16 protein-coding genes and 1 pseudogene are annotated in these 22,405 nt (G+C 65.5%); 13 read left to right on the top strand and 4 right to left on the bottom strand.

The annotated features are described in order from the left end of the window. From ACG01O_RS22125 to tssJ, 4 genes are all read right to left on the bottom strand, one after another. Positions 1 to 1,795, bottom strand: a 1,795-nt coding sequence (locus tag ACG01O_RS22125; RefSeq protein ID WP_394387783.1) for a type VI secretion system Vgr family protein, incomplete at its 3' end; no start/stop codon positions are given. 2 nt (positions 1,796 to 1,797) lie between these two features. Next, the gene (icmH, locus tag ACG01O_RS22120) at positions 1,798 to 2,583 is read right to left on the bottom strand and encodes a type IVB secretion system protein IcmH/DotU (protein ID WP_394387781.1); all 786 of its coding nucleotides are present in this window, start codon (positions 2,581 to 2,583) and stop codon (positions 1,798 to 1,800) included. A 10-nt stretch (positions 2,584 to 2,593) separates the two neighbouring features. Next, the gene (gene tssK / locus ACG01O_RS22115; protein WP_394387779.1) at positions 2,594 to 3,943 is read right to left on the bottom strand and encodes a type VI secretion system baseplate subunit TssK; all 1,350 of its coding nucleotides are present in this window, start codon (positions 3,941 to 3,943) and stop codon (positions 2,594 to 2,596) included. A gap of 58 nt (positions 3,944 to 4,001) precedes the next feature. Next, on the bottom strand, positions 4,002 to 4,661 hold the full coding sequence (gene tssJ, locus ACG01O_RS22110; RefSeq protein ID WP_394387777.1) for a type VI secretion system lipoprotein TssJ: 660 nt from the start codon (positions 4,659 to 4,661) through the stop codon (positions 4,002 to 4,004). 282 nt (positions 4,662 to 4,943) lie between these two features. Between tssJ and ACG01O_RS22105 the strand changes: the two genes are divergently transcribed. The 13 genes and pseudogenes from ACG01O_RS22105 (at position 4,944) to ACG01O_RS22045 (ending at position 21,885) form a co-directional block, all read left to right on the top strand. After that, entirely contained in the window at positions 4,944 to 5,678 is a 735-nt protein-coding gene (locus ACG01O_RS22105; RefSeq protein WP_394387776.1) for a hypothetical protein, read from the top strand. Between the two features lie 40 nt (positions 5,679 to 5,718). Beyond that, positions 5,719 to 6,234 (top strand): type VI secretion system contractile sheath small subunit, encoded by a 516-nt coding sequence (tssB, locus tag ACG01O_RS22100; protein ID WP_394387774.1) that lies wholly within the window; start codon positions 5,719 to 5,721, stop codon positions 6,232 to 6,234. A gap of 5 nt (positions 6,235 to 6,239) precedes the next feature. Beyond that, positions 6,240 to 7,727, top strand: coding sequence for a type VI secretion system contractile sheath large subunit (gene tssC / locus ACG01O_RS22095; protein WP_394387772.1), 1,488 nt, complete (start codon positions 6,240 to 6,242; stop codon positions 7,725 to 7,727). A 34-nt stretch (positions 7,728 to 7,761) separates the two neighbouring features. Further along, positions 7,762 to 8,283: an Hcp family type VI secretion system effector gene (locus ACG01O_RS22090; protein WP_394387770.1), complete on the top strand. Its 522-nt coding sequence runs from the start codon at positions 7,762 to 7,764 to the stop codon at positions 8,281 to 8,283. A 219-nt stretch (positions 8,284 to 8,502) separates the two neighbouring features. Next, positions 8,503 to 9,015, top strand: coding sequence for a type VI secretion system baseplate subunit TssE (tssE, locus tag ACG01O_RS22085; RefSeq protein WP_394387768.1), 513 nt, complete (start codon positions 8,503 to 8,505; stop codon positions 9,013 to 9,015). A gap of 4 nt (positions 9,016 to 9,019) precedes the next feature. After that, positions 9,020 to 10,876: a type VI secretion system baseplate subunit TssF gene (gene tssF, locus ACG01O_RS22080; protein ID WP_394387766.1), complete on the top strand. Its 1,857-nt coding sequence runs from the start codon at positions 9,020 to 9,022 to the stop codon at positions 10,874 to 10,876. 47 nt (positions 10,877 to 10,923) lie between these two features. After that, positions 10,924 to 11,946, top strand: coding sequence for a type VI secretion system baseplate subunit TssG (gene tssG, locus ACG01O_RS22075; protein ID WP_394387764.1), 1,023 nt, complete (start codon positions 10,924 to 10,926; stop codon positions 11,944 to 11,946). Positions 11,947 to 11,965: 19 nt separating this feature from the next. After that, positions 11,966 to 14,737, top strand: coding sequence for a type VI secretion system ATPase TssH (gene tssH, locus ACG01O_RS22070; RefSeq protein ID WP_394387762.1), 2,772 nt, complete (start codon positions 11,966 to 11,968; stop codon positions 14,735 to 14,737). A 14-nt stretch (positions 14,738 to 14,751) separates the two neighbouring features. Beyond that, positions 14,752 to 17,931, top strand: coding sequence for a type VI secretion system Vgr family protein (locus ACG01O_RS22065; protein ID WP_394387760.1), 3,180 nt, complete (start codon positions 14,752 to 14,754; stop codon positions 17,929 to 17,931). After that, positions 17,924 to 19,942, top strand: coding sequence for a hypothetical protein (locus ACG01O_RS22060; RefSeq protein WP_394387758.1), 2,019 nt, complete (start codon positions 17,924 to 17,926; stop codon positions 19,940 to 19,942). The genes ACG01O_RS22065 and ACG01O_RS22060 overlap by 8 nt, the downstream gene beginning before the upstream one ends. After that, positions 19,943 to 20,443: a hypothetical protein gene (locus ACG01O_RS22055; RefSeq protein ID WP_394387757.1), complete on the top strand. Its 501-nt coding sequence runs from the start codon at positions 19,943 to 19,945 to the stop codon at positions 20,441 to 20,443. A 219-nt stretch (positions 20,444 to 20,662) separates the two neighbouring features. Next, a pseudogene (locus ACG01O_RS22050) lies at positions 20,663 to 20,826 on the top strand (IS3 family transposase); the annotation flags it as partial. 111 nt (positions 20,827 to 20,937) lie between these two features. Next, a complete protein-coding gene (locus ACG01O_RS22045) occupies positions 20,938 to 21,885 on the top strand; it encodes a hypothetical protein (RefSeq protein ID WP_394387755.1) in 948 nt (315 codons plus the stop codon). Positions 21,886 to 22,405: the final 520 nt, after the last annotated feature.

The following is a 22,405-nucleotide window of genomic DNA, read 5'->3' as shown; positions in this document are numbered from 1 at the left end:
TGAGTTCACCCAAGTGCAGTTCCGCGCAGGCGTGGCTGGAGGCCAGACGGGTGCGCAGTTGGCCGGGGCTGTCGTCCATGACCCAGTGGTTGTGGTCTTTGTCGTCGTGGCTTTGGCTCTTCCAGCCACTGAGGTGGCCGGGGTGGTTGGCACCGGAATCAACGCCCGCGCTCCAGATGGGGCGGTTGCGGTCGGTGTAGAGCTGGCCGACGACGATGGGGCGGTCGATGTCGCCGTCCAGGAAGTCCACCAGCACTTCCGAGCCCACGCGTGGCGTGAAGACCTGGCCCCAGTTGGGGCCAGCCAGCGGCGTGGCCACGCGCACCCAGGTGCCGGCGCGGTGGTCGCCGGGGGCGCCGCTGGAGGCGGGGGGCGGCTCGTCCAGCATCAGACCGCCGGGGTTGGGGCGTTCGCCGCGTTGCCAGGCGAACTGCACCTTCACGCGGGCATCGCGGTCGGTGTGGACGACGGCGTCATCCAGGCCGACGACGCGTGCCACCTGGGCCTGCGCGGCGGGGCGGGGTGCCCAGCGGGGCGTGAGGGCAAGCGTGGCGGGCACGGCGCTGAAGGCGTTGTGGTAGCTGCCGTGCTCGAGTTCGGTGTCGGCGTGCAGGCGGGCCAGTTCGCTGCCGAGGTTGTTGGCCGCGCGGTGCTCGACGCTGAGCACGGTGTAGCGGTCGGGGTCACCCGACATGGCCTGCCCGGCACGGAAGTGGTCGGCCAGCTCAAAGTCTTGGCCGGCGGCCATGACGCGCAGGCCGCCTTCTCCCAGCCAGCGGGACTGGCTGAGTTGCAGGGCCGCCAGTGCTTGGTCGGCACGCGTTTGCGCGAGGTCGGCGGAGGCGTAGCGGTAAGCGCCATGGCCCGCGTAGTGTTCAAGCGGTGGCCGTGCGGCGGCACCCTGTGCCTGGCTCTGCGCGCCCAGCCCCTGCAGGCGCTTGTAGTCCCATGCGCCGACCGTGACGGCATTGGGGCCGAGTTGGGCCGCGGCGGCGAAGGCGGTGACGGTGTCTTTGTGGCCGGGGTCGCGCAGCGTGGCGGTGGGGTGTTGGGCTGTGAAGCGCACGCGGCCGAGGCTGGCGCGTGGGCTGCGGGCGGCTTCGGCATCGCGGATGACGAGGGTGTGGCGGGCTTGCTGCGGGGCGTCGTCAAGCGGGGTGTCGCTGTCGTCTTGCTCGAAGTGCCAGGACAAGCCTTCTTCGCGCAGCAGGCGCTCGATGAAGGCGGCGTGTGTTTCTTGGTATTGCGTGCAGCGGCTGCGGGCGGGCAGTGCGGACGTGGCGTCCCAACGCCAACGGGCTTGGGTGAGGGTGCCCAGGCGGGCTTCGATGATCTGGCGGGCGTCCTGGTCTTGGAAGATGCAGGCGTCTCGCTGCAGGTTCATCAGCGCGGTGAATGGTGCCAACTGCAGGCGGTAGCGCGCCAGGCCGCCGTCGCCGCCGAGCTGGTCGGCCTGCACGACGTAGCCGTGCACTGCACGGTAGCCGCCGGTGGCCAACAGCCAGCGCACGGTGATTTGCTCACCGATGAGGGTTTTGAGTTCGAAGTGCGCGCTGGTGGACAGCGCATCCAGCGTGACGCCGAAGCCGATCAAACCACTGGCGTTCACGCGCTCGAAGCCGTGCAGCCGCTCGGGGATGAGGGCGAGCGCTGGCAGGGCGGTGCGCACTTGCAGCATGCGGCCGTGGTCGTGCAGCAGTGCGGTGAAGTCCAGGCGAGATTGCAAGGGTGCAACGAGCGAAGCCAGGCGGGAAGTCGCCGCGTCCAGTGCGGCGTCGAGCAAGGGCGCGGGCATCGTCAGGGCAGGGTGATGGTGACGTGGGCGCTTTCCGCGGGCATTTGCACCAGTGCCTGGTGCGCCTGAAGGTCGCTTTCGGTTTGGTGTGTGAGCCATTGCGCCAGACCGATGTAGGCCACCAGCGCCAGCAGCGCGAACACGCTGCCCATCACCCACAGGGGCAGCTCGTGCTTGAGCGTGTGGAGGATGCGGTCCGGCGGCAGCGCATGGGGCGCCAACCCGCCCCGCCCGCGGCCGCGCAGTTGGGCAATCTCGTCACCGAGGCGGGCTGTGAGGTACTGCAGCTTTTCACTGCCCTCCAGCACGTACTTGCCGGTGAACCCGAGCAGCAGGCACATGTGGAACACCTCCAAAGCCTGCAGCCGCGCCGCACCTTGGGCCCGCAGCTGTTCGAGGTGGTCGAAGAACTTCTCGCCGGCCAACTGCTCACCGAACAATTCAATTTGCAGGGGGCGAAGCTCCCAAGCGTCGCGCAGGTGAAGTTGTGGGCTGAGCGCCAGCTCGTCGATGAGGGCGACGAATGCGAACTTGGCAGCGAACACGTCTTCCGCTGGCGTGCCCAGCTTATGGGCGCCGCGCTCGAACTGGATCAGAAAGTCTCGGATGCGTTCGCGGAAGCTGGCTGCGTCGGCGGGGTGGTGTCGGTTGCGCAGGAGGAAGATCATGTAGAACCCGTCGTACAGCAGGTCCATCAGGTCGCGCGCTTGCCGGGGGCTGCCGGCCAGGCGCACGGCGTTTGAGGGCGCAGCGGCAGCGCCAAAGAGCGAAGGTGCGGTGGCGTTCATGGAAGGCGGCTCAGCCGTTGAGCGCAAAGAGTTCAAGTTGGAGGTCGGCAATGCCGGCCGGCATGTACAGCATCAGCGAACGCCCTTGCAGCATGCGTTCGTACAGCGGGCCGCGTGGCTCGATGGCGAAGTAGGTGCACCCCGCCCGCACCGGAATGGCGGCGGGCACCTGAGGCTGGTGCGTAACGCGAACGCCGGCCATGGCCGAGAGCACGAGCTTTTCCACGTCGTCCGGGGCGCCCACCTTGGCGCGCAGCGGCACGATGTCAATCAGCTCGCTCATCGGCAGCGACGCCTGCACGCTGAGGAAGAGGCGCGTGTCGTCGCTGATCTGCTCGGAGTCCAGTCGCGCTTGGTAGAACGACGGCTTGACCTGCTCGATGGCCAGGGCGAAATAGCGGGTGGAAATCACGGTTTCCAGCAGGTCGCGCAACACGGCCTCCAACGCCTGAAAGCTGGCGCCGGGTTGGTCGTGCTGGTAGGGCTGCAGCTCGGCCAGCGCGTGCTGGCGCGAGAACGTCATGAGGCTGCCGGCGAGTTCCAGCAGGCGCTGGTACAGCCGCTCGGGATGCAGGCCGGGGTGGTGCAGCAGGTGGCTGAGGCCGGCGAACGCGGTGCTTGCGGTGTGCAGCAGCCAGAAGGAGGCGATGTCCCCGGAGCGGAACTCGATGACATGCCGCGATGGCTCGCGGTGGAACCCGTAGAGCGCCTCGACCTTGGCTTGCAGAGCGTCGAGCAGGCGGCGCAAGAGTGCGGTCAGCGGCGGCGCGGCAGCGAGTGACAGCGAGGGCGGCACGTAGTGCGGGTCGATCTCGAAGCCGCCGCTGCCCTGGCGACGCAGCTTGAGCAAGGGCATGGAGACGAGGTGGTCTCGCGGCTGGTGGTCCAACACCAGACGCAGGTTGCGGCGCAGCACCGTCAGCGGGGCAGACGCCGCTTGCGTGTACCAGTCGTCAGCCGGCTGCTGCTGCTGGATGTAGCGGGCCTGGCTGGCGAGGTCGGCGCTGGGGGCCGCGCTGTTGCTGGCGTGCTCGCGCAGCGGTGCCAGCGTGAGGTGCACCAGCAACTCGCTGACGCCGGGGCGAACATCGGACAGCGAAACCGCGGCGGGCAGTTCATCGGCGCCCGGCGCATGCAGCCGCTCGCCATCCGGCAGCACTGCGTGCACGGCACGCAGGCGCAGCTGCTGCAGGGCCAGGGCATCGGTGTCCACCTCCAGGCGCTGCACGCCCCAGGCGTAGGGGTGAAGGTCCCGCACCGCTTCGGCCAAACGGGCTTCGTGATAGGCGTCTTGGCGCTGGAAGTGCTGCGGGCGCAGGAAGAGGCCTTCGCCCCAGAGAAGTTTGCTGGCGGTGCTCAAGGTGGGGTGTCCGTGGGAATGGGGTGGAAAGACTTCAGGCGGGTGCAGCGCCCCGGTGTCACTGGCAGCGCACGCCGGCCACGCGCAACAACTCGGGCGCCGCGCCGAGCGGCTGGCCTTGCGCGACGCTCATGGCACACCCGTGCAAGCCCAGGGTGATGCCGGAATTGGCCGCCTGTTTGGCATCGAATACGAATTTCCATCGGTTGGTTTGTGGCGCGCGAAACAGTGCCACAACACCGATGGCGCCAACGTCCATCCCTAGTTTTTCAATGCTCTCGGCTGATTGACCGGGCGTCAATACAAGCTCGCGCACATCGATCACATCCTGCATATATGGGGGTGGTTTCGAACTTGTATCCGAATGAAATGATTCGTACGGGCTTTGTAAGAACGAATCGGTATTTTTGAGCCGGTAAACGCGCACCACGGTGGCAAGCGGTCGGCCACTGGGATCGGTGTTGAGGATGGCCCCAGCATGGAGGCGAAGCGTCACGTTGCGATGCGTGGGCGGCAAAGGAACATCCTTCAAGCTGTCAGCAACAGGAGGCTTCTGCAGTCCTATGGCTTGCAACGTCTTGTCCATGGCGTCGCCGCCCAGGCTGCCGCAGCCGCTGACCAGTCCGGCAAGGGCGATGGGGATAACACGGGATGCGGGACTTGTAAAAAGGCGTTTCATGACGCCCATATTGTCGGCGGCTGAGGTGAATGCTGCCATATCCCCAATCCGCTCAAGTGAGGGAGTAAACAATTTCGTTGGTGCCCATACACTGTTTTCGCCTTCTCCTGAAAACAGTTTCTGGAGGGGTTGTGACATTGACCATGCCCCCTAGCATTTGCAACGACTTGTAAATGCAAGGAAATAACAAACATAGCCGCCGCAATGAATTACGCCTCGCTCCCTATTGAATTAGGGATATCAAGGGATCAATTATTTGGATATTCGCGTGCGTTAGATGCGGGGGCGCTCAGTCGCGGCAGTTGGCCGCGCCTGGGCGCCGTGGCTGCAGCTGCATTGCTGACGGCGTGCGCGTCGGTGCCGCCGCCGCCGCCGCCCGCGCCGCCGCCGCCGCGCCCCACGCTGACGGAGCTGATGAAAGACGCGCAGGACGCCGCGCAAGCGGGCGCGAAAGACAAATCGCGAGCTCAACTCACCACCGCTGCGAAGGCCTACCCGGTGCAAAAGGAGCCCTGGGTCAAGCTGGCGGAGGACTACTTCGAGACTGCGGACTACGGCAACGCCATCCTGGCGGCCCAGGAGGTGGTGCAGCGTGATCCGGTGGATCGCACTGCGCACAGCATCCTGGCCGTCGCCGGGCTGCGGGTGGCGTCGACCTCGCTGCTCGCTCTGCGAGAGCAGCAAAGCGGCATGCCGACCGACACCCAGAGCGAGGCGCGCAACCTGACCAAGGCGCTGCGCGAAACGCTGGGTGAGCCGCTGTTGGTGCCTCCCGTCACGCCGCCGCCGGCTCCGGCGCCTCGCAAGCCAACTGGCGCGCGTGCTGCTGCGCCAGCGAGTACGCCCAGCGGAGCGCCCAAGCCGGCCGGCGCGGCAACTGCCGGAGCTCCCGCCGTCGTTCCCCCGTCAGGCGCACCAGCCAGTCCAGCCCAGGCTGCGGCGGCCGGCAGCGCCGCCAGTTCCGCCAGTTCCGCCAACTTGGCCGGCAAGCCCGTGGCCAAGCCGCTCGCTGCGGGCACCGACAAGCCCGCCAACCCGTTTGACCGCCTGCGCTGAGCACCGGACGAACCGCCCCCTTGAACCCCGAAAGAACCCTATGGCCAAGAAAGACAGCGTTCAAAAGCGCCTCGAGAAGGTGCGTCCCCCGCGTGTGCAACTGACGTACGACGTCGAGATCGGTGACGGCATCGAGAAGAAGGAGTTGCCCTTCGTCGTTGGCGTCCTGGGCGAGTTCTCTGGGCAGGCCAAGCCTGACCAGCCGCTGCCCAAAGTGCGCGACCGCAAGTTCGTCAACGTCGACATGGACAACTTCGACGACGTGCTGGCCGGCATGGCGCCCACTGCGAGCTTTCGCGTCAACAACAAGCTCAGCCCTGAAGGGGGTGAGTTCGCGGTGAACCTGGCGTTCAACCGCATGGACGACTTCCGTCCGGAGCAGGTGGTGCAGCAGGTCGAGCCGCTGCGCAAGCTGCTGGAGGCGCGCACCAAGCTGTCCGACCTGCGCAACAAGCTGGCCGGCAACGAGAAGCTGGAAGACCTGCTCGGTGATGTGTTGACCAACACCGAGAAGCTGGCCGAACTGGCCCGCGCCACCCACAAGAGCGAGGAGTGAACGCCATGAATCAAGCCGTGATGGAAGCCCCCGTGGCCAACGCTGCGCGCGAGGAGTTGAGCCTGCTGGACCAGATCGTCGAGCAGAGCAAGGTGGCCCGTTCCGAGGTGGAGCACACCCGCGCCAAGGACATCATTTCCGAGCTCGTGCAGGAGGTGATGCAGGGGACGGTGGTGATGTCCGACAACCTGGGCGTGACGCTGGACGCGCGCCTGGCCGAAATTGACGCGCTGATCTCGGCGCAACTCAGCGAGATCCTGCACCACGCGGAGTTCCAGAAGCTGGAAAGCACCTGGACCGGGCTGCACTACCTGTGCAAGCAGACCTCGACTGGCGCGGGCATGAAGATTCAGGTGCTCAATGCCAGCAAGCGCGAGTTGGTGCGCGACTTCAAGACGGCGGTGGACTTCGACCAGTCGGCCCTGTTCAAGAAGGTGTACGAGGAAGAGTTTGGCACCTTCGGTGGCGCCCCGTTCGGCACGCTGATCGGCGCGTACGACATCGGCCGCGGCGCGGAAGACCTGTACTTCGTCGAGCAGATGTCGCACGTGGCGGCTGCGGCCCACGCACCGTTCATTTCGGCCGCGTCGCCTGAGCTGTTCGGCCTGGACGGCTTCACCGACCTGGGCAAGCCGCGTGACCTCTCCAAGGTGTTCGACACCGTGGACTACGCCAAATGGAAGTCCTTCCGCGAGAGCGAAGACTCGCGCTACGTGGGCCTCACGCTGCCGCGCTTCCTGGGTCGCCTGCCGTACAACCCGAAGGACGGGCTGACGACCGAGGGCTTCAACTTCGTGGAGCAGGTGGACGGCTCCGATCACTCGCGCTACTTGTGGGTGAACTCGGCCTACGCAATGGCCGCGCGCCTGACCGCTGCGTTCGAGAACTACGGCTGGTGTGCGTCCATCCGCGGCGTGGAAGGCGGTGGCCTGGTGGAAGACCTGCCCACCCACACCTTCAAGACGGATGAGGGCGAGGTGGCCCTGAAGTGCCCGACCGAAGTCGCCATCACGGACCGCCGTGAAAAGGAACTGTCGGACCTGGGCTTCATTCCGCTGGTGCACTGCAAGAACACCGACTACGCCGCCTTCTTTGCCGCGCAGTCGGCCCAGCGCCCGCGCAAGTACGACTCTGACGCGGCCAACGCCAACGCTGCGCTGTCGTCGCAGCTGCAATACATGTTCAGCGTGTGCCGCATCGCGCACTACCTCAAGGCCATGATGCGCGACAAGGTCGGCAGCTTTGCCTCGGCCAACAACGTTGAGGAGTTCCTCAACCGCTGGATTCGCCAATACGTCGTCGAAGACGACAGCGCATCCCAGGAAACCAAAGCGGCTTACCCCCTGCGGGAAGCGAGTGTGCAGGTTTCCGAAGTGCCCGGTCGCCCGGGCGTCTACCGCGCGGTCAGTTTCGTTCGCCCGCACTTCCAGCTCGATGAACTGTCCGTGTCCCTGCGGCTGGTTGCCGAGTTGCCGCAAGGGCAGCGCGGCTGACCCGCGACATTCTTCTATTGCTCAGGAGTAAGCGTTGAAAGACATCTACGTCAAATTCGATGGTGCCAACGAACTGCAAGGTGACAGCACCGACACCAAGCATCAAAACGAGATCGAGGTCTCGAGCTTTTCCCACAAGGTGTTCCAGCCCAAGTCGTCGTCGGCATCGTCGGCCGGTGCCCACACCGCCGAGCGCACCGAGCATGGCGAGATGATCTTCACCAAGGACATCGACAAGGCCACGTCCAAGCTGTTCCGCGCCGCTTCCGCCGGCACGATCTACCCCAAGGTCATCATCACGTTCTACCGCGCATACGGCGGCAAGAACGCCACCAGCACTTCGCAGACCCGCGTCGATTACTACAAGATCGTGCTGGAAGACGTGGTGGTGTCGTCGGTGGGCACGAGCATTGAGCCGGGCAGCGAACTGCCGGCCGAATCCTTCGGCCTCAAGTACGGAAAGATCACCTGGGAATACAAGCAGCACAAGCACGACGGCTCGGCCTCCAGCACCGGCATTGCCGGCTGGGACCTGCGCAAGAACGTCGCGGTCTAAAGCACCGGCCCGTTTTGCGGCGGCGGCCCACGCCTGTGGTGCTGCCCTGGGAAAGCGGTCTCGGCCGCTTTCCCTTTTTCCCGCCGCTGCACAACGCGGGCTTTTGCCGTAGCACCCACCCAAGCCTTGCCTCTCAGCCCTGCGCGGCACCGCCCGCGGGCCGGGTGCGCTGCGGCTCTATCCACCGGCTTTGTCCACCTTATTGCCTGTCGTCACGCGATGGCCAACACCTACGCTCCGTCCTTGCTGGACAAACTGTTGGGCGACGCCGCCGAGGGCGCCCGCGGCGTCCTGCCGCGCTACAGCCTTGAGCGCATCAAGGACTCGGTCGCGCGCGACGCTGAACATGTGCTCAACAGCCACGCCAGCTTCAGCCCGGAAGACCTGGCCGCCTATCCGCGTGCATCGCGTTCGCTGTTGTGTCTGGGGCTGCTGGACATCACACCGCTGAGCATGTCCAGCGACCGGGACCGCCAGCGCATCTCGCACAGCATCCGAACCGCGCTGATGCAGCACGACCGCCGCCTGCGTGACGTGGAGGTGGGCGTGCGCAATGACCCGCGCGGGCAGGGCGGCTTGTCGTTCGCCATCCGCGCCAAGTTGCTGCTGCACCCCGACACCGACACCGTCGTGTTCGACGCGCTGCTGCACCCCGGCAGCCAGCGGTATGAGGTGACGCAAGCCGACCCGCGCGCCGCGCTGCAAGGCGCCACGCCCCTCACCGCCGCCTGACGCCATGCGTGACCTGCTGCCGTACTTTGAACGCGAACTCGCCCTGCTCGGCGAGCAGGCGCAAGACTTCGCCAAGACCTACCCGCGCATTGCCGGGCGACTCTCCACCAGCGGCAATCTGCTGGAAGACCCGCACGTCGAGCGGCTCGTGCAGTCGTTTGCCCTGCTCAGCGCACGGGTGCACAAGCGCCTGGATGACGACTTTCCGCGCGTCACGGAATCCCTGCTGGAGGTGTTGTACCCGCACTACCTACGCCCCTTCCCGTCGTGTTCCGTGGCTTGCTTCGACATGGGCAGCCGCGGCAGCCCGCTGACCTCGGCCGCACGCGTGCCGCGCGGCTCGCTGCTGAAAACCCGCCCGGTGAGCGGCGTGCCGTGCCAATTCACCACCGCCGCCCCGCTGGACCTCACGCCCGTGCAGGTGCGCGCGGCGCGCTGGGTGGGTGCATGCGTCACGCCCGACGGCACGCCTGTGCCGGCAGGCGCCACCAGCCTGCTGTCGGTGGAACTGGAGTTGCGGGGCAGCCAGGCGCGTTGGAGTGATCTGGGGGTGCCTGCCCTGCGCGTGTTCCTGGATGCCGACATGAGCCTGGCGACTGCGCTGCGCGACGCACTGACCGGGCACGCGCTGGGCGCCTTGGTGCAGCACACGCCGGTCGGGCCTTGGGCTGTGCTGCCCGCAGGCGTGCCCCAGACGGTGGGGTTCGTGCCCGATGAGGCCTTGCTGCCGTTCGACGACCGCTCGGCCCACGCCTACCGGCTGCTGACCGAGTACTTCGCTTTCCCGGAGAAGTTCAACTTCATCGACCTCCCGCTGCCGCGGGTGCAAGACGGCGCCGAGGCCTTGCCCGCGCGCATCACGCTGCACTACCCGATGAGCGGCTTGCGCAGCGATGGCGACGCCGCCCGCCTGCTTGAAACCCTGGCCGCACGCCACCTGCGCCTGCACTGCGTGCCGGTGGTGAACCGCTTCAAAGCGCATGCGGAGCCGATTCGCATCACGCATGCGCAGGCCGAGTACCCCGTGCTGCCGGATGCACGCCGGGCGTTCGCCTACGAGGTGTACAGCATCGACCGTGTTTACCGCGTGCGGCAATCGCCGCGGGGCGACGAGGTGCAAGAGTTCCGCCCGTTCTTCGGGCTGCACCACGAGGTCCACGCCGACACCGCGCAAGACGCAACGCCCGGCTTGTATTGGCATGCCCGTCGCGACGATGCCGTGGCGGAAACCGCGCCCGGGCACGAGACCGAAATCACCCTGGTCGACACCGACTTCGACCCCGCCGAGCCCCAAGTCGACACGCTGTCGCTGGACGTCACGGCCACCAACCGCGAGTTGCCCAACCAGATCTCTATCGGCCAGCCGGGCGGCGACGTGTTCATGGAAGGCAGTCTGGCCAGCGAGATCACGCTGCTGCGCAAACCCACGCGGCCGCTGCGGTTCGAGCGGGGGCAGGGCGCCTTGTGGCGGCTGGTGTCGCACCTGTCGCTGAACCACCTCACGCTGGGCCGTGCGGGGCTTGATGGGCTGAAGGAACTGCTGCGGTTGTACGACCTGCCACGCGCCAGCACCGGCAAGCGCATCGTGGACGGTTTGGTGGCCTTGGACACCGAACCGGCCGTGGCCTGGATGCCTGGCGAGCCTTTCGCCACCTTCGTGCGGGGCGTGAACCTGCGCTTGCAGGTGGACCGTGAAGCCTTTGTCGGCAGTGGGCTGCACTTGTTTGCGCAATTGCTGGAGCAGTTCTTCGGCCTGTACGTGCAGGTGAACAGCTTCACCCAACTCACCCTGCTGTGCCACCGCACCGGCGAGGTGTTGGTGACCGGGCGTCGCCTGAGCGGCGAGCAGGAGCTGCTGTGAGTGAAATGGCCGCCCGCCTGCCGATAACCGCGCCCATCGATCGGCTGATGGCCGATCCGCACGGGCACGGATTTTTCCAGTCGGTGCGCTTGCTGGAACGCTGGTTCGCGCAGCAACTGGAGGTGGCGCCGGACCAAGCGCTGCGCAAATTGCGCTTCCGCAACTCGATGTCGCTGGGCTTCCCTGCCAGCGAGTTGGCGGCGCTGGAGGTGGTGCACGCGGGCGGCAAGGGCGCAGCGGCTGCATCGCTCGACGTCCATGCCCTGGAACGAATCGAGATCACGCCGGCTTTCATGGGCCTGCTGGGGGGCAGCGGCACCTTGCCGGGCTTCTACACCGAGCTGTTCGCCCAGCGTGAGCAGCAGCACAAAGACCCGGCCGGGCGGGCCTTTCTCGACATCTTTTTGCACCGCGCTGCCACGCTGCTTTACCAGGCATGGCGCAAGCAGCGTTTGGCTTTGCGGTACGAGCAAGACCGGCAGCGCCACTTCACCCCCTTGCTGCTGGCAATGGCCGGCGTGGGACTGCCAGCGCAACGCCAGGCGTTGCGGGAAGACGGCGTGGGCCTGTCCGACGACAGCCTGGCCCACTTCGCCGGACGGCTGCAACAACGCCCGGTCAGCGCGGCCACCGTTCAGCAGGTGCTGCAACGCTACTTCGGCGTGCCGGTGAAGCTGGAATCCTTCATTGGCCGCTGGTATGGCCTGGGCATGGCCCAGCAAACGCAAGTCGGCACCCAAGCCTGCGAGCTGGGCCGCAGCGCTCTGGTGGGCGAGCGCGTGTGGCAGCGCGACCAGCGCGTGCGCCTGACGCTGGGGCCCCTGACGCGCGAGCAACTGCGCCGCTTCCTGCCGGGCGAGCCGGGTGCACGGCAGCTGCTGCAGTGGCTTCGCCAACTCACCGGACTGCGCCTGGAGTACGAAATCCGCCTGCCACTGCGCGCGCAAGACGTGACACCCGCCGTGTTGGGTGGCGCCTCGGGGCTGCAACTGGGTCACGACTGCTTCCTTGTGACCCAAGCCCACAACCAAGACCGATTCGAGCCCGGCTACACGCTGCTGGCTGCCTGACTGATTGCATCGACCTCCCATGACTGCCTCTCTCAAAACCCTCATCAGCAAGCTCAACGACCACTGCCGCCGCGCCGCCGAGCGCGCCGCGAGCCTGACCCGTGCGCGGGGCCACTTCGAGGTGGACATCGAACACCTGCTGCTGGCCCTGCTGGAGCAGCCGGCCGCCGACCTGGCCGTGCTGAGTCGCCGCTTCGAGGTGCCGGCCACCGCGCTGGCCCAAGACCTGGAGCGTGCCATGGCGCAACTGCAGACCGGCAACACCCGCACGCCGGTGTTCAGTGCGCGCCTGCCGCAGCTGCTGGAACACGCATGGCTGATTGCCAGCCTGGATGCCGCCGACGCCCGCATTCGCGGTGCTCACCTCGTGCTGGCCTTGCTGTCAGAGCCCACGCTGCACCAGATGGCCCTGCGCGCCAGCCCGTTGTTCGCCCGGTTCTCGGTGGATGCGCTCAAGCACCGTGTGAGTGAGGCCACCGCCGGCAGTGAAGAGCAGCCGCGCGTTGCCGCCGCACCCGCCGGCAGCGCCGACTCTGACGCTGCACCCGAGGCTGCATTGAGCGGAGCCGCCCCGAGCCGCACGCCTGCGCTGGACCAGTACACCACCAACCTCACCGCCCGGGCACAGGCGGGCAAGCTGGACCCGGTCATCGGCCGCGATGCTGAAATCCGCCAGGCCATCGACATCCTGATGCGCCGCCGCCAGAACAACCCCATCCTCACCGGCGAGGCTGGCGTGGGCAAAACCGCCGTGGTGGAGGGCCTGGCACTCAAGATCGCTGCCGGCGAGGTGCCGCCCGCGCTGTTGGGCGTGCAGCTGCATGCGCTGGACATGGGCTTGCTGCAGGCCGGGGCCAGTGTGAAGGGCGAGTTCGAGAACCGCCTCAAGGGCGTGATTGACGAAGTCAAGGCCAGCCCCCACCCCATCGTGCTGTTCATTGACGAGGCCCACACCATGATCGGCGCGGGCGGGCAAGCCGGCCAAAACGATGCGGCCAACCTGCTCAAGCCGGCCCTGGCGCGCGGCGAGTTGCGCACCGTGGCGGCCACCACGTGGGCGGAGTACAAGAAGTACTTCGAAAAAGACGCCGCACTCGCCCGGCGCTTTCAGGTCGTCAAAGTCGAAGAGCCGGACGAGACCACCGCCGCCGCCATGCTGCGTGGCATGACGCCGCTGATGGAGAAGCACTTCGGCGTGCGTGTGCTGGACGAGGCCATCACCGAAGCCGTGCGCTTGTCCAGCCGCTACATCAGTGGCCGGCAGTTGCCGGACAAGGCCATCAGTGTGCTGGACACCGCCTGCGCCCAGGTCGCGCTGGGCCAGAACGCCGTCCCAGCGGCCATCGAGTCGCGCGCCAAAGCGCTGGAGCGCCTGCAGGCCGAGGACGTTGCCCTGGCCCGTGAAGTGGCGGCGGGGGCTGACCACCGTGAGCGCCGGGCCGAACTGGCCGAACAACGCGAGGCGCTGGATGCCGAACTGCAAGCCTTGCGCACGCAGCTGGAGGCGGAACAAGCGCTCGTGGCTCAAATTCATGCACTGCATGCTGAGTTGCAAGCGGTGCCGGCCGAGCCGGTGCTGAGCGCCATGCCGGCCGCCCAGGCTGACGATGCCAAACCCACGCGAGCCAACAAGGCCAAGGCCGCGCCCCCAGTTGCGGTGAGCCCCGAGCGCGCCGCCCTGCAGGCCCGGCTGCGTGACCTGGAAGCCCAGTTGCACGCGTTGCAAGGCGAGCAGCCGCTGCGCCCCACGCAGGTGGACGCCAGCGTTGTCGCGCAAATCATCTCGGCTTGGACAGGTGTGCCGCTGGGCAAGATGGTCAAGGATGAAATCCAGACCGTGCTGGGCTTGGCCAAAGCGCTGAAGGCCCGCGTCATTGGGCAAGACCATGCGCTGGAATCCATTGCCCAGCGCGTGCGCACCGCCCGCGCCAACCTTGAAGACCCGAACAAGCCCAAGGGTGTGTTCCTGTTCGCCGGCCCGAGCGGCGTGGGCAAAACTGAGACCGCACTGGCGCTGGCTGATGCGCTGTACGGCGGCGAAAAGCGCCTGGTCACCATCAACATGAGCGAGTACCAGGAGGCGCACAGCGTCTCCGGCCTCAAGGGCAGCCCTCCGGGCTATGTGGGCTACGGCGAGGGCGGCGTACTCACCGAAGCCGTGCGGCGCCAGCCTTACTCGGTGGTGCTGCTGGACGAAGTGGAGAAGGCTCATCCCGACGTGCTGGAGATGTTCTTCCAGGTGTTCGACAAGGGCACGCTCAACGACGCCGAAGGCCGCGAGATCGACTTCCGCAACACGCTGATCATCCTCACCAGCAACCTGGGCTCCTCGCAGATCATGCAGGCCTGCCTCAACAAGCCGGCCGAGGAACTGGAAGCCCCGGGCTACGCCGATGCACTGGCCGATGCGCTGCGCCCGGTGCTGATGAAGACCTTCAAGCCCGCCTTCCTGGGCCGCATGAAGCTCATCCCGTACTTCCCGATCAGCGACCCGGTGCTGGAACAAATCATCCGCCTGAAGCTCGATCGCATTGCCGAGCGCGCGCAGGCCAACCACCGCGCGCCGCTGACGTATGACGACAAGCTGGTGGACGCCGTGCTGACGCGCTGCACCGAGGTTGACAGCGGTGCTCGCAACGTGGACCACATCCTCAACGGCACGCTGCTGCCCGAGATTGCCGAGGCCGTGCTCAGCCGCATGGCCGAGGGGCGCGGCATCGAGAAGATCGTGCTCAGCGCGGATGGCCCGAAGGCCAAGACGCCGGGCAAGTTCAAGGTCAAGGTGCAGTGACGGCGGGCACGGCCATGACAAGCGGAACACTCGCCCCTGCACTGAGCGGCTTGGCTGCCGGCCTGCCCGCTGCGGCGCAGGCCGTGCTGGCCAGCCTGGTGGGCCCGTTGACGCAGAACCAGCGGCTGGTTCAACTCCACACCACCCTGGGCCCGCACGCCCTGCTGGCCGAACGGCTGAGCGTGCTGGACGGCATCGGCCCCTGTGTGCCCATGCCGCAGGAAGGCCTGGCCCGCGACGCCAGCGGTGCCGACGATGACGTCATCGGCTACCGCATCGACCTCACGGCCCTCAGTGAAGACGCGCACATCGACTTGACGGCGCTCATCGGCGAGCCGGCACTGGTCGAGATGCTGACCGACACAGGCGAGCGCCGCGCCTGGCACGGCCACATCACCCGCGCCGTGCTCCTGGGCGCCGATGGCGGCCTGGCGCGCTACCAGTTGCGCGTCGAGCCCTGGCTGGCCTTCCTGCGCGAGCGCGTGGACGCCTGGGTGTTCCAGGATGCGAGCGTGCCCGACATCGCTGCCAGCCTGTTCGCTGACTATGCCGGCCAGGGCCCTTGCCAGGCCGACTGGCGACTCGAACTGCAGGACGCCAGCGTCTACAAACCCCGCAGCCGCTGCACCCAGTACCACGAGGCCGATCTTGCCTTCCTGCACCGCCTGCTGCTGCAGGAAGGGTTGTTCTACCGCTTCGAGCATGAGGCTGACCCGGCCAGCCCGACGCTGGGCAGCCATACGCTGGTCATCGCCGACCACCTCGGTGCCTTCCAGGCCGACGACGCGCTGCCGCGCAATGTCCGGTTCACGCAAGCCATCTCCTCGCTGGATCCGCACCACGGCACCGACAGCCTGACCCTCTTCACCGCCCGTCGCCGCGCCCACGTCAACGCGCTGCAGGTGGCCAGCAGAGATGAGCGCACGACGCAGATGCGCCCGGTCCATGCGCAAGCACAAGCCGCATTCAGCCTGACCGCGGCCGACATCCCCGGTGCCTACGCGTACCCCACTGAAGCCGACGGCCAGCGGCTGCTCGACCGCCGGCTGCAAGCCTTGGCCGCCTGGGGCCAGCGCAGCCAGGCCGCCGGCCCGTGGCGCGCCGCCGAGCCGGGCCTGCACTTCACCCTCTCCGGACACCCGCGCTTCAGCGACGGCATCCGGTTGCCGGAATTCGTGGTGCTCAGCACCCACCACCAGGCCCGCAACAACCTCAGCGCCGACGCCCGCGCTGCGCTGGTTGGGCTGAACCTGCAACTCCACGCCACCGAGCGTGCCGAGCCGGATGAGGATGAGCCGCTGCACCACGTCGTCTGCACCGTGCAGCCCGCGAGCCCGGGCGACACCCCGCTCGACTACCGCGCGCTGCCGCTGGATACCCAAGGCCAGCCCGATCCGCGGCTCATTCCCGCGCCCACCGTGAACGGCCTGCAAACGGCGCTGGTGACCGGAGAGGGTGACGCACCGATCCATACCGACCGCGACCACCGCCTCAAAGTTCAATTCCACTGGCAACGCGGCGCCCGCAGCAGCCACCGGCTGGATCACACTGCAGGCGACAACGCCCCCGGCGACAGCAGCCTCGGCACGTGGGTGCCCATGGCCAGCGCGCAAGCCGGCGCCAATTGGGGCGCGGTGCAGTTGCCGCGCGTGGGCCAGGAAGTGCTCGTTGCCTTCACGGGTGGCGACATCGACCGCCCCGTCATCCTGGGCGCCGTCCCCAACGCCCAAGGCCAGGCCAACGTGCAGGCGGCACAACCCGCCGCTGGTGCCGCCACCAGCACCGGCAACGCCCCCGCCTGGTTCCCCGGCGACGAAAAGCAGGGGCCTCTGGAGGCCCACGCCCACCCCGCCGTGCTCAGCGGTCTCAAGACCCAGGAACTCAGCACCAGCCAGAGCGGCACCGGCGGATACAGCCAACTCGTGCTTGACGACAGCCCGCAAAGCACCCGGCTCGAACTCAGCACCACGCAACACGGCACACGCCTGCAACTGGGCCACCTGCGCCACCAGGACGACAACCGCCGCCTGCACCCGCGCGGCCACGGCTTCGACCTGCAGACGCACGCCCACGGCGCCGTGCGCGCTGGCGCCGGCCTGCTGCTCAGCACCCACACGCAAGGCGGCTCCGACAGCCACGGCCAGCAACTCGAAGCCCGGCAAGCCCTCCAGCAACTCGACCAAGGCCAGGACCTGCTCCACACCCTGGCCCACAGCGCCCAGCAACACCAGGCGCAAGGCGGCAAGAGCAAGACGGCCGAACCCACCTTGCAAGCCAAGCCCCTGGGCATGAACGACGAAGGCCAACGCCTGCCCAACCAGCAAGCCCTGCGGGCACTCACACTAAGCCTCGGCGCCACACAGCATCGCCAAGGTGACGGTGAGGGCGGGGCAGGGCGCATCAGTGCCTGGGGCCGGCCCGACCTCATCCTCGCCAGCCCGCAGACCCTCAGCGCCTTCACGCCTGCCAGCGTTCACGCCACGGCCGGCGGCACCACCACCTTCACCGCCGGGCAAGACCTGGCCCGCATCGCCCAAGGCCACCAAAGCACCGTGGTGCAGGGCGACGTGACCCTGTACACCTACGGCCGCGCCAGCAACAAGCAAAAGCCCACCCGGCAGACCGGCATGGCCCTGCACGCGGCGCAGGGCTCGGTGCACGTGGCGGCGCTGAAGTCCACGCTGACAGTCACAGCCAGCAAGGCCGTGAGCGTCAGCAGCACCCAGGGCGCCGTCAAGGCCGTTGCCAAGACCCGCATCCTGCTGACCGCCGGCGGCAGCGCCGTCGAGATCAGCCAGGGGCGCATCTCGCTCAAGAGTGCGGGCAAGGCGGTGTTCAGGGCGCGTCAGAAGAATTTGGCTGGGGGTAGACGGGCCAGCGGAAAAGTCGCCCTTGCAAGAACCGGCACCTACAAGCCCGATGAGCCGCGCCATAGCGTGCAGCTTGATCTGCTCGCGTACATCGGCTCGGACGCGCTCACGGGTGCGGCTCAGGCGCGCGTGCCCTACACGCTGCGTGACGCGGACGGGCGTGTGATCGCCCGAGGGCGCACCGACGCCCAAGGCAAGACCGCACGCCACTTCACGGACGGCGACCAGGAGCTGTCGGTCTACTTGGGCGATGGCGATTGGCAGGCCAGTTCAGATGGCAGCGCGGACACGCATGCCGCCCCGAAGGGAGATGTTCATGAGTGAGTCCACAGCCAGTGCGCCTCTGCCGGTCACGCCGCCAGCTGCCGACGAGGCAGCCGCGCTTGCGGTGTCGCCCGTGCCAGTAGAGCCGACGCAGGCCAGCCCCACCCCAGAAGGCAGCAAGACCTCGCCGCCGACAGGCGAAGCTCCAGCAACCACTACGAAAACACCCGCCGAACCTGCACCCGTGCCGGCGCCGGTGCCTGAACCCGACCCCAACGACGTCGGCTTCGATCTGCGCTTCATGGACTTTGCTGGCAAGCCCATCAAAGACCTGCCCTACAAGATCATCACCGTCGAAGACGGCAGGCGGCTGGAGTTTCCTGGCAGCTCGGATGCTCAGGGCAAGGGCGCCAAAATGTCCGGCATGCCTGTCGATACACCGCTGGAAATCTGGGTCAAGAAGCTGGATGGCAGCTTTGATCGAAAGTACAAAGGTACGGTTGGCTGCAAGGACACGAGTGTGTGTCTGGTGAGCCCGCACATCGTTGTCAAGGTCAAACCCGAGCTGCACGACGGCCCGTCAGGCACCGCGTCTGCGCCACTGCCCAAGGCGGCCCCAGCGGTGGAGCACAAGCCCAATGCGACCGTCGCCAGCAACCCCTCGCAAGTCCAAAACGAACTCAAGCTCAAGCCCGGCCGCGACGCCAACGGTCACCCAATCCTCACGGCCGAGCCCACGCGCGACGCCGCAGGCCGCAATCGCCTGCCAACGCTGGGGCTTTGGAGCCACGAAGGCCTGGGTGATACGCCGGGCAAGACAGATCCGCGCAAGAAGCCCGGCTTCGTGCAAGGCCCCATCGTGGACGTGAAGAAGGTCGAAGAGCTGATCAAGATCATGGAGCAGCAGGTCACTTGGGACTGGAACGGTCTCAAGGCGACCTACGGCACGACGATGAAGATGCAGGAGGCATCGGAGAACGGCACATTCAAGGCGGAGAACAACGCGAAAGAGTCAGGCGTCTTCCACGGCCAGTGCTACTCGTCAGTCAAGCTCGCGTTGTGGCGCGCCCATCAGACGGAAGGCGTGGATGGCGGTGTCTATCCCGCGACGCAGGCGGGCCAGTTCCTCCGCGACCAGGGCTTCGTTGAAGTTACCAAAGAACTGCCCGACGCACGTTGGGCCGCGCCGGGCGATGTGGTCGTGTATCAGTACGACGACGAGACCATTGCCCAAAACGAAGCGGCCATCGCCGAGCAGCTCAAGGCCTACGAGGTAGCCGTCAAAGACTATCCCAATCAACTCAAGGCGTATGACGAAGCGCACAAGGCGTGGCTGGAGCGCACGAAGCCCGGCGTGCTACCGCCGGCGCCGTCAAAGGGGACGGCCAAGCACAAGAAGGACCCGGAGCCAAAGCGCCCTAGCCCGCCGGTGAGGCCACAGGGGAGGAACTATGGGCATATTGATGTCAGGACTTATGACGGGTATTTGAGTGATGCCAAGACTCTAAAGCTTCCCTCGGCGGTCCAGCGTGGCGGGAGGAAAGGGTTTGTAGTCAATGGAATTTATAGGAAGTTCTACGATCCAGCTGCGATCGCTCGAGTCTCGGCTTTTCTGAAAATTCTTAGAGAGTGGGAATGTCATGAAGAATTAGACGACAGCAAAAGGTACTTTTTGACTATGCGCCCGATTGATGGTTCGCGTGTTTTTAAAGACACGTCACGTCACCCATTCGAGTCGATCGATGGAGCAAGTAGCACCCCCTCTGGCGCTTACCAATTCACGCTCACGACCTATCTGTCGTTGATTCGGCCTGAATATGGAATTGGGTCGGGGTTTTCTCCAAGGAATCAGGACCGACTCGCTGTTTTATACCTTGAAATCCTGCCAGGCAACCCACTTTCGAAAATCCGCGCAGGGGATGTCGACGGGGCGGTGAAACTGCTTGCCGGCATTTGGTCAAGCCTGCCGGGCGGCAAAGATCCTCGAAAAGAAAAGCGCGGCGGCAAAATATATCAGTATGGGATGTCGGATCTCATGAGTCGTTTCGAAGTATTTTTAAAAGGCGCATAAATGTCGCTGGTTTTTTACCGATTGCTCCTTTTGTCAGTGTCGCTTCTGGCTAGTGGTAGCCTATTGGCGGCAGAGCGGCCGGCTTGCGCCGAATTTCATGGTGGCACAAAGGTTAAGAAGGGTTACATCCTACTGGATGGAGATGGAAATTTCTCAAAAGGACCTGTTCGAGCTGGAAAAATTTCACTACCAAACGATGTTGAGTTGGAAAACTTTGAAATCGATATAAAAGGTATGGTGCTTGTTGCGCCAGCAAATGCCGAAGTGCTCAATATACCGAGTGGCGGATATTTTGTTGAGTTGCGCCTGCTGGATCGAAAGTTTTGTGAGAATGTGGCTGCATATTCCATCTCGTTGATTTGGAATCGAAAGATTGGCGAAGTTCGCCCATATAAATTTTCGGCGCCGCTGCCCGCGGTAGAGTCCGGCGATGAGTTCGGATATTCGGTTCCGATCAAACCAAAATTTGACGCTGTCGTAGTTGGGACTGCTGTGAATTGAGGGCGCCGCCTCGGCATCAATTGCCTTTTGCCATGGCCTTCGGCCAGCGAACTGATCAGCGCCGCTTCGCGATGAGTCCTCCGAGTTGAACTGCGCGAATGTCGATCGAACGCTGACCACGTGAACCGCCCCGGGTTTGAACTGCCTCACTGAAGTTGGAAAAACTTCAAGGCGGCAGTTCATTACCGCGGAGGCTCAACACTCTGAGAGGATTGAGCCATGAGCAAGTCGAACATGTTCTCGCCCGAGGTGCGCGAGCGCGCGGTGAGGATGGTCCAGGGGCACCGAAGGGAATACCCATCGCTGTGGGCGATCATCGAGTCCATCGCGCCCAAGATTGCTGCGTGCCGCAGACGCTGAACGAATGGGTCAAGGGTCACGAACAATCACAATGGCAGTGAGCCGGTACCCAACATGCAGCGGGGTGACGAATTCGGCTTGGAGCGCTTGCACGCCCATCAGCTTCACATCACTGTGGCCGAGGCCAAGATCCTATGAAGCCCCTGACAGTTAGGCACTGGGTTGCTTCTTCGGTGGCGCTGGCGCTCCTCGCCGCCCGGGGCCTCTTAGTTGCGCAACCCACCGAAGTCGTTGGCAAAGATCAGTCGAGGCTGCCTGGCGATCGGAGTTGGATTGAGCGACCCTGGGAGCATCGGTACTTTGTCTTCATATCGGGCGACTGGGCCGGTCACAAGGCAGCTTCGGTCAAGTTGAACGAAGAACCCGGGCAGACGTACTTCGGTTGGAAAGCGATCTTCTCCTCGACGAAGACTATCGCCGCGAAGGTCAACCCCGAACAACTTGCCGAGCCTCAGCTGGACGTTGTGCTGGTGGAGTTCGACAAAGAGGGCTTTGTGGTTTCACCGCATTCGCACGGGCGGCGCCTGCGTGGCCGGTTGAACGAACTTTTGTCGCTGGTGTTGTCCGAGGGTGATGAACGGAACTCAAAGCAATACTGGGTGGCAAAGTGGTTCCCCGGCCTTGGGGATGTCAGCACCCACTGGGCGCCGGGCTTCTGCGACATCAAATCTTTCCCCGGTCCCTTCTCCCGCACGGATACGCTTTACCTTTACGGCCCCAAGTTCGAGAAGGACGAATTCAGCCGCACCTTCGGCTGCCGCGAATGGGCGTACCAGCTCTACGACGATGCGCGGCCTTACATCGATGTGACGAGCTACGTACCGAAGGGCGACACTGACCCCGCCGGCTCATACATCCGCGACGTGATGGGCTGGGCCCGCTTCGGAGACAAGAAGCCAATCATCGGCAAGCACGAGTACGTCTGGTACTGCCTGCTGGACTGCCCCGGCGGTGCTGCGCCAGGCGCAATACCTGACATCAAAGTCTGGGCTGCGGCCAATGGCTGGCGCCCGCCGAAGCCGCCCACCAAGTCACCAACGTTCCCTGATCCACCCGCCAAGGCTGGAACGTACCCGCCCTAGGTCACGTGTCCCGGGTGAATTCGTCCTCGGCGGCCGGAAAGCTATCCTCGTGGAGCTTGATGTGTTCGGAGGCCCGCCGCGCCAAACTGGTGGTGAAGGACGTCTACCACTTCCTGGCTGAAGACCTTTTTGACCCTGAGACCTACGATGCTGCGAACGACAAATGAGTTGGTGTTGGCGCTGGCGTTGGGGGGATGCTGGGGCCTTGCAGCGGCTCAAGACATTCCCGCACGGGCAGAGCGCCGCGCTGGAACGCTCGTCATCTCTGATAAGACTGAGGTGCGAATCACCAGAGTTGCCGCGGGCTTTTGGGGGAACAAACGGGCGGCGCTGGTTCACAACGGCGCCGTCATCTGGAACAGCCCCTTGATGCGTGGCCAGCTTGCCATCGGTGGGGTCTCCTCGTTTTCAGTGCAATAAGTGACGGTACGCAAAGCTAGCACTGGCGCGGGGGTGGTCTGGGTAGACCGTTGATTTCATTGACTTTCCTGTTCGCTTTGTAAACGGGTATGGTGGCCTC

This window comes from Pelomonas baiyunensis (genome assembly GCF_043555935.1).
GTDB lineage: Bacteria > Pseudomonadota > Gammaproteobacteria > Burkholderiales > Burkholderiaceae_C > Pelomonas > Pelomonas baiyunensis.
Note: the sequence above shows the minus strand (reverse complement) of the source record. Positions and strands in the feature narration are given on the sequence as shown.